Annotated in this window: 8 protein-coding genes; 5 read left to right on the top strand and 3 right to left on the bottom strand. The window is 43.2% G+C overall.

Going from position 1 to position 7,711, the window contains the following annotated elements; all coding sequences use genetic code 11:
- Positions 1-367 precede the first annotated feature (367 nt).
- Together ACLI1A_RS19465 and ACLI1A_RS19460 are read left to right on the top strand one after the other, a co-directional pair.
- Positions 368-2,200, top strand: coding sequence for a trehalase family glycosidase (locus tag ACLI1A_RS19465; RefSeq protein WP_411410368.1), 1,833 nt, complete (start codon positions 368-370; stop codon positions 2,198-2,200).
- An 84-nt stretch (positions 2,201-2,284) separates the two neighbouring features.
- Positions 2,285-2,698, top strand: a complete 414-nt coding sequence (locus ACLI1A_RS19460; RefSeq protein WP_411410367.1) for an SRPBCC family protein — start codon at positions 2,285-2,287, stop codon at positions 2,696-2,698.
- 127 nt (positions 2,699-2,825) lie between these two features.
- Here ACLI1A_RS19460 and ACLI1A_RS19455 read toward each other — a convergent pair whose 3' ends face one another.
- Positions 2,826-3,065, bottom strand: a complete 240-nt coding sequence (locus tag ACLI1A_RS19455) for a hypothetical protein (protein ID WP_411410366.1) — start codon at positions 3,063-3,065, stop codon at positions 2,826-2,828.
- Between the two features lie 28 nt (positions 3,066-3,093).
- Entirely contained in the window at positions 3,094-4,476 is a 1,383-nt protein-coding gene (locus ACLI1A_RS19450; protein WP_411410365.1) for an MATE family efflux transporter, read from the bottom strand.
- A gap of 210 nt (positions 4,477-4,686) precedes the next feature.
- On the opposite strand from ACLI1A_RS19450, the gene ACLI1A_RS19445 reads away from it, so the two are divergent.
- Together ACLI1A_RS19445 and ACLI1A_RS19440 are read left to right on the top strand one after the other, a co-directional pair.
- Positions 4,687-5,211 (top strand): hypothetical protein, encoded by a 525-nt coding sequence (locus ACLI1A_RS19445; protein ID WP_411410364.1) that lies wholly within the window; start codon positions 4,687-4,689, stop codon positions 5,209-5,211.
- Positions 5,212-5,308: 97 nt separating this feature from the next.
- Positions 5,309-5,641 carry a hypothetical protein gene (locus ACLI1A_RS19440; protein ID WP_411410363.1) on the top strand — a complete coding sequence of 111 codons (333 nt, stop codon included), beginning with the start codon at positions 5,309-5,311 and terminating at the stop codon, positions 5,639-5,641.
- A 162-nt stretch (positions 5,642-5,803) separates the two neighbouring features.
- Here ACLI1A_RS19440 and ACLI1A_RS19435 read toward each other — a convergent pair whose 3' ends face one another.
- The gene (locus tag ACLI1A_RS19435; RefSeq protein WP_411410362.1) at positions 5,804-6,694 is read right to left on the bottom strand and encodes a PPK2 family polyphosphate kinase; all 891 of its coding nucleotides are present in this window, start codon (positions 6,692-6,694) and stop codon (positions 5,804-5,806) included.
- A 70-nt stretch (positions 6,695-6,764) separates the two neighbouring features.
- Between ACLI1A_RS19435 and ACLI1A_RS19430 the strand changes: the two genes are divergently transcribed.
- Positions 6,765-7,610, top strand: coding sequence for a DUF6929 family protein (locus tag ACLI1A_RS19430; protein WP_411410361.1), 846 nt, complete (start codon positions 6,765-6,767; stop codon positions 7,608-7,610).
- The last annotated feature ends 101 nt before the right edge of the window (positions 7,611-7,711 follow it).

Here is a 7,711-nt window from a genome sequence, read left to right as displayed (position 1 = left end):
CACTAAAAGGTAAGTGACTGATATAACATGATTTGAAACAGGAAGTTTTTTAAGGTTTTTAGCGTTCGGCTTGGAAAACCTTAAAAAACAAACGCCTTCTACTCTTTTATATATATAATGACACCGAGAAATAAAGGGAATACATGATAATTTTATGTTAACTCCCCTTACATATTTGTTTACCCCTACCCTATTTTTTAATTTTAAGGTTGTACACAGTACAAGAAAGATGAAAAAAGAAGATTGTTACATATATAAAACAGCAAGGAGAGTATTTATAATCGGCCTTGCTACCCCCATTTTTATGAGTTGCAACAATAAATTTATTGAAAGTAAAACCTTATTTGAACTTCCTGTTGAGAAAACCATGCAGGATTTACTCATCGGATATGATACAGACGGTGATAAACGCATAACAAAAGACGATGCCCCGCCTAATAAAGATTATTTTTTACAAAGCACCGAAGGCCATACAGTAATATTACGCAACACCTATTACCTAAGCAACCTGCTACAGGAACTGGCCATAGCACACGACAGCCTGCAACCCAGCCTGGTTATAAGCCTGAGCCGTATACAGGAACCGCCCGCCGAACGTATAAGCCGCCGTATACGTACCCAGTTTTGGGACGACCTTACCCGCACCATAGATGCAAAAGGCCTGGACAGGATAGCCGGTGATGAAAAAATGCACGACAACCAACAACGCGTATACGTACCACATAATGATACTATAGGAGTAACTTACTTTAAAAACCTGCAAAAAGACAGGCCAAACCTTGATGTGGTAGTGCTACCCAAGGACATTACCACCGAATATGTATTGTCTATAAATGACAAACCGGGAATATTGGCACTAAAAATAGACCATAATAAAGGTGTACCTTTTGTAGTGCCGGGCGGCAGGTTTAATGAAATGTATGGCTGGGACAGCTATTTTGAAGGCATTGGGTTGTTACTGGACGAACGGTATGACCTGGCCAAGGGCATGGTAGACAATTTTTGTTACCAGGTAAAATATTACGGAAAGATACTTAACGCTAACCGCTCGTACTACCTTACCCGCACACAGCCGCCATTTTTGTCGTCTTTTATAAGGGAAGTTTACGATGCCATGCCCGAAAAAGACTCGGAATGGCTGGCTGAAAGCACTGCAATATGTATACAGGAATACAATACTGTATGGATGCAGGGCAAACGCTATACTCCCGAAACGGGATTAAACCGCTATTATGCCGACGGAATAGGGATTCCGCCGGAAACCGAACCGGGCCATTTTAAAGAAGTTATAGGGGAGTTTGCTCAAAAAGCCGGACTCTCGGCGGCCGAATTTGAAGCCGGGTATAAAAACGGAACCATAAAAAGCCCGGGGCTCGACCGGTATTTTGTGCACGACCGCACCTTACGCGAAAGCGGACACGACACCAGCTGGCGACTGGATGATGTAGCAGCCGACCTGAATTGTGTAGACGTAAACTCTCTATTATATAAATATGAGAAGGATTTGGAATACATATTAGGCACCTACTTTAAAAACGGACTTAAAGGTACCGACGGAAGAACCTATACCGCCGGTTATTTTGCAGAAAAGGCGAAACTGCGCAAGGAACTTATGCACCACTATTTGTGGGATGATACACGCAACTGCTATTTTGACTATAATATAAAGGAGAAAAAACGCACTGATTTTATGGCGGCTACTAATTTTTATCCGCTATGGGCAGGTTTGTGCGATAAAGATGAGGCCAAAAAGCTAACAGCAGTACTTATGCACGAACTAAAAGCGAAGGGTGGTTTTTTGGCCTCTTCCGAAGAAAGTACAAAAAAATACGCTACTAACAATGTGCAGCGGCAGTGGGACTACCCTAACGGCTGGGCGCCACACCAAATGATGTTATGGAAAGGGCTTTTAAATTACGGTTATAATGACGAAGCCTACGAAATGGTATACCGATGGTTATACATGATAACCCGAAATGCTGTAGACTATAACGGCACCATACCCGAAAAGTATGATGTGGTAAGCGGTAGCCACAAGGTATATGCCGAATATGGCAACGTGGGTACCGATTTTGCTTATATAACACGCTCAGGGTTTGGATGGATGAATGCCAGCTACCAGTATGGTATGAGCCTGCTGCCCGAAGATTTTATTAAAAGACTGGATGCGCTGGAAGAGCCAAGCCCGATAATGGAATAGTTTTCAAATGGAAAGGTAGTTTTCAGGCAAAGTCTGTATATCTTTGAAAAGCAATGTGCTATTCAAACCTTAAACAAATAAACAATGAGTAACAAAATAACCATTACCGCCACTGTGCATGCTGATGCTAAAAAAGCATGGGAATACTACACTGAACCAAAACACATTACCCAATGGAACTTTGCTGACCCATCGTGGCACTGCCCCGCTGCATCAAATGATATGCAGGTGGGCGGAAAATATTCGGCGCGTATGGAAGCTAAAGACGGAAGCTTTGGTTTTGAGTTTGAGGCTACATATAACGCAATTGAACCGGGTAAAAACTTTACCTACACCATGCCCGACGGCAGGGAAGTAACCGTAGTTTTTAGCCCTGCCGATGATGCAACCGAGGTTACGGTAACCTTTGACCCTGAAAACCAAAATCCTATTGAAATGCAAAGAGGTGGCTGGCAATTGATACTTAATAATTACAAGAAGTATACGGATGAGAACTAATAGCTCTCATAGATTACAGTAACAAAAAAATGGCTGCACGTTGCAGCCATTTTTATTGTTTCATGTTTGATGAGATGTCTCCGCTCCGGTCGACATGGAAGAACGTCGATCTTAAAGATACTGAAAACTATTCAGCGTCTTCCTCGTAGCGTGCCATTTCGCGGTCGTAGAAATCGTTAGCCAAGTTAATCAGGCTTTCCATTTCTGCTTCAAGCTCGTTTTCGTCAATATCTTCTTCCGGTTCTTCCAGGAATTCTATCTCATCATCTTTAAGGTTGATGATAAAACGCGGATAATCAAGGTGAATGATAAAAATATCTTCAGGAAAATCAGTATTGTCTGCCAGTACGAATTTTGGTAATTCCATATTAGTCAAAAGTTTAAAAGTTGAAAGTTTATAAAGTTGCTTCCTCGCGTATATAACGGTTGGTTAAAAAATTAAAGCGAAGATACAAAAATAATGCGGCTGCGGTAAGGCTGGCGCACAGGCCTATCCATATACCGGTGGCACCCAGTGGGGTTTTTAGCCCGAGGTAAAACGACAGTGGGAAACCTATAACCCAGTAGGCTATAAAGGTTATTACCGTAGGCACCTTTACATCCTGCAGACCACGCAGTGCCCCCAGCACCACTACCTGCAGCCCATCACTCAGCTGAAAAACAGCGGCTACTATAAGGAGTTCGGCGGCGATTTTTACCACTTCGGCTATATCCTGCACCTGCCCCACGTGTTCAGCATTTACAAAAAGGTATGGTAACACATTGTGCAGCGCCACAAACAGCAGTGCAAAAAACGCTTCTATAGCTATAGCCATAAGGAAAATGGAGCGTGCCACGGTACGCAGCATTACAAAATCCTGCCTGCCTTTTTGGTTACCTACACGCACCATAGCTGCCACGCTAAGCCCCATTCCAAACATAAAGGTAAAACTGGCCAGGCTCAGCGCTATTTGGTTGGCCGCCTGGTTTGTCTTTCCTAAAAAGCCCGAAAGCCATACCGCGGAGGTAAACAGTGCCACCTCAAAAAACATTTGCATGGCCGACGGAAAACCTATACTACTGATTTTCTTCAACATACTGCTTTTTATTTCGGATAGGCTAAAACCCTTAGTGTATTCGGTCAGTTTTTTATCGCGCGATACTGCTATATGCATAAACACCAGCAGGGCTATGCGCGATATTACCGTACCCACAGCGGCACCCATCATACCCATTTTGGGCAGGCCGAATACGCCGTATATCAGTACGTAGTTTATAGGTATATGTATAATGTTGCTGAACAATACCGCATACATGGCGTACTTGGTTTTGCTCATACCGTCTGAAAATTGCTTGTAAGCCTGGAAGATGACAGCTGGGATCAGTGAAAAACCCACCAAATCTATAAACGGCGATGCCAATGCTATTACCTCATCGGGCTGCCCCATAAGCGCCATAGCAGGCTTGGCACAATATACTATACTAAACAGCAGTAGCCCCATTACCACACACAGCACAAGCCCGTGATGAAATGCTGCACGCACCTGGCTGTGGTCTTTAGCGCCATCGGCCTGGGCCACTATGGGGGTTATGGCAGTAGAAAAACCAATGCCCACACTCATGGCTATAAACACAAAACTGTTGCCCAATGATACTGCAGCGAGTTCGGCACTACCCAGGTGCCCCACCATAATATTATCTATAAGGGCAATAAGGTTGTGCCCTATCATTCCGAGGATAACAGGATAAGCCAGCTGAAAGTTTGGCCTGAACTCTTTTATGTATGAACTAAGCGACATTTTTATAACAAAAAATTAAGGATGCAAAGGTATCTTGTTTCCTTTAATTGAAAAGCACTTACAAGCTAAATAATTACAAATCACCACTATAAGTAGCCGTATTCTTAATTTTATTATTTCTTTGATATTATTTTAACGAGTTCTTACAATTTTCCTCAAATCCCACCCCATACCTTTGCTATACTAACGTAACAAAAAAATCGAATAGCCATGAAGACGATGAATTTTAAAATGATGGTAATGGGCGCAATAATGTTATTCGGGATGAATGCATTTGCCCAAAAAATAACCGGTAGCGGCGAAGCAGCAATAGATAATTATCCGCAACGTTTCCGCTTAGGGGTAGGACTTAACGGTAGCTATGCCACCGGCGATTACTTTAACTGGGGCCTTGGTGGCGATGTAAGGCTGCAATATGACCTTACCAAGAAAACATCTTTAACCCTGACTACAGGTTTCACTAACCTTTTTGCTAAAGATGATTATAAAGACCTTGGGTATATTCCCGCTAAGTTGGGTTTTAAAGCCTTTGTATGGGAAGACCAGTTTTATGTAATGGGCGAAGCCGGTGCAGGTTTTGCGGTAACAAACGGTTATAACGAAACTACCTTCTTATGGGCACCGGGTGTGGGTTATGCCTTAGACCCTATAGACATTAGTGTACGCTATGAAGGAAGCAATGATTTCCATACCGACCAGGTGGCGCTGCGTGTAGCCTATGCCTTTAAGCTGTAAAGCCATTGATTTTATATATAACCTAAGTATTGAAGTTAAAACCTGTAGCTGTGCTACAGGTTTTTTTATAACTTTGTGATTCAGAGCGACCCATCCCATGAAGATTTTTGTTATAGACTGGTGTACTGATGCCGATGCATCTGCGCTTATTACCGCCTGTAAAACCCCGCCGCATAGTGTGGTAGGTTACGAACTGGCCGATGGTGCCGAAGCATACCGAAAAATTGGCATCCTTAAACCCGAAGCCATAGTGATAAACTATGCCGCCAAGCCATCGCACGGGCGCATGACTGCCGACAGCATACGCAAGCGCAAAGCCACCGCCGAAATACCGCTATATTTTATAGACGGCGAAGAGGACGATAACGAAAGGGTATCTCATATGGGTATTTGCCTCAGTAGTGAAGAATTGGCTGATTTGCTTGTTTGATTTGTTATTCGTTTTGAAGTGGATTCGTCAATTTGTGGATTCGTGTATTTGAAAACTTCAAGTTATTAGTTTTTAGTTCAATGATACATTTGAGTGAAGCTCAATCTGACCCGAGGCAGTTGCCGAACTGGCGAAGCAAATCTACAATCTGAAATCTAAAACTTACCCTTCAGTGGGGCTTTCGTTTTCCAGCTTTTTTTTGTACTTATTTATATTCTCTAACACCTCCTCATCTACTTCCGGTTCGTGGAAGTTGTATTTTTCCAGCTCGTTTAATATGGCTTTTGCCACCAGAAGCCGTGCCAGCTTTTTATCATCGGCAGGTATTATATACCAGGGTGCATGCGAGTGAGCTGTATTGTTTATCGTTTCTTCATAATACTTCTGGTATTTCTCCCAGTTTTGCCTGTCGTTAAGATCGGACGGGCTGAATTTCCAGTTGTGGTTTTTCAGTTCCAGGCGGCGCAGCAGGCGTTGGCGCTGCTCCTCCTTACTTATATGCAAAAAGAACTTCAGCACTATAGTACCGTTTTGGGTAATGTGTTTTTCAAAATGGTTAATCTGCTTATAACGCTGCTCCCATAAATTAGCAGGTATATCCTCTACTGTTTCTATGCCCGGCAGGTGTTCGTTCAGTATAATCTCCGGATGCACACGGCTTACCAGCACATTTTCGTAATGCGACCGGTTAAACACGGCAAATTTCCCCTTTTCGGGCAGGGCTATATAGTGCCGCCATAGGTAGTCGTGCTCCAGCTCGGTAGATGTAGGCTGCTTAAAGCTGTACACCACCACCCCACGCGCATTAAAACTTTTAAACACCTGTTTTATAAGGCTGTCCTTTCCGCTGGTGTCCATGCCCTGAAGTACTATCAGTACAGAATAGCGGTTGTTGGCATACATTTTATCCTGTAGCTTGCCCAGTTCCTTGCCTACTTCGGCAAGTTCATTTTTCTTGGTAGTATCTGAAGCTTTAATATCTATCGTTGTGGGAGCATCTTTAATAGAGAATGCCGTAGTAACCACAAAATCTTTTGGGTGGATGTGTTTCATACGTAATAACATTACCTTTACATAAATATAGTAAATTAACCCGCACCAGCTTTGGGCGGAAAGCAACATTATGAAAAAGTTCACACTGGAACTACTGTTCCGCCTTACCGGTATAGGCGCGGCCTCAGGGCTTTTATCTCATAACGGTACCCTATACCTTATTTCAGATAACAGCAATGTGCTGTATGAATACCAAAGTACTGAGGGCGTGCCCGTAAAAACCCTGCTTATAGATGCTGAACACGAAGGTACTGCCGAACATATAGCCAAAGCAGATAAACCCGATTATGAAGCCATTGCCCTTAAAGGAGATAGCCTTTATGTTTTTGGCAGCGGCTCGTCTGAAAAAAGAAACCGCATTGCCCACCTTAACCTTACCACTAAACAACTTTACCCGGCTATAGACGCTACCGACCTATACCTGGCCATGCAGGCCTTTGCCGAAATAGCCCCTGAAGACTTTAATATAGAAGCTGCGGTAAACGATGGCGATACCTGGTACCTGCTGAACCGAGGCAACGGGCCTAAGGGCAGGAACGGTATTTTTACGCTAAACGGCAGCATGAACGACACCGCTTTTCAGATTATTTATAACGATGTTAAGTTGCCCAAAATAAACGGGGTACGTGCCACCTTTACCGATGCCTGCCTGGCCGATGGCAAGCTGTACTTTATTGCCGCCGCCGAAAACACAACCTCTACCTATGAAGACGGCGCTATAGCCGGAACAATTTTAGGCCGTATGAACCTGGACAAAATGAAAGTGGAAAAAACAGTGACTATCAGTGAGAAAAATAAATTTGAAGGGATAACATTATTTAAGGAAGACGCTAAAACACTGGAGTTCTTGTTGTGTGAAGACACGGATAATGATGCCAGTGAAAGCGTGGTGTATAAGCTTAGTGTGGGGAAGTAGTTGTTGGTTGTTGGTTGTTGGTTGTTAGGATAGCTTCACTCTGCTGCCATTGTTGGAAATTTCTACCATAAAATAACAGCGAAACTCAATCTTAAATCTAA

Source organism: Flavobacterium sp. RHBU_3, from assembly GCF_046613565.1.
Taxonomy (GTDB): Bacteria; Bacteroidota; Bacteroidia; order Flavobacteriales; family Flavobacteriaceae; genus Flavobacterium.
Note: the sequence above shows the minus strand (reverse complement) of the source record. Positions and strands in the feature narration are given on the sequence as shown.

What these genes read in the sequence shown, in the direction of transcription:
- ACLI1A_RS19465 (WP_411410368.1), top strand. Translation starts at nt 368, where the DNA reads ATGCAGGATTTACTCATCGGATATGATACAGACGGTGATAAACGCATA.
- ACLI1A_RS19460 (WP_411410367.1), top strand. Translation starts at nt 2,285, where the DNA reads ATGAGTAACAAAATAACCATTACCGCCACTGTGCATGCTGATGCTAAA.
- ACLI1A_RS19455 (WP_411410366.1), bottom strand. Translation starts at nt 3,065, where the DNA reads ATGGAATTACCAAAATTCGTACTGGCAGACAATACTGATTTTCCTGAA.
- ACLI1A_RS19450 (WP_411410365.1), bottom strand. Translation starts at nt 4,476, where the DNA reads ATGTCGCTTAGTTCATACATAAAAGAGTTCAGGCCAAACTTTCAGCTG.
- ACLI1A_RS19445 (WP_411410364.1), top strand. Translation starts at nt 4,687, where the DNA reads ATGAAGACGATGAATTTTAAAATGATGGTAATGGGCGCAATAATGTTA.
- ACLI1A_RS19440 (WP_411410363.1), top strand. Translation starts at nt 5,309, where the DNA reads ATGAAGATTTTTGTTATAGACTGGTGTACTGATGCCGATGCATCTGCG.
- ACLI1A_RS19435 (WP_411410362.1), bottom strand. Translation starts at nt 6,694, where the DNA reads ATGAAACACATCCACCCAAAAGATTTTGTGGTTACTACGGCATTCTCT.
- ACLI1A_RS19430 (WP_411410361.1), top strand. Translation starts at nt 6,765, where the DNA reads ATGAAAAAGTTCACACTGGAACTACTGTTCCGCCTTACCGGTATAGGC.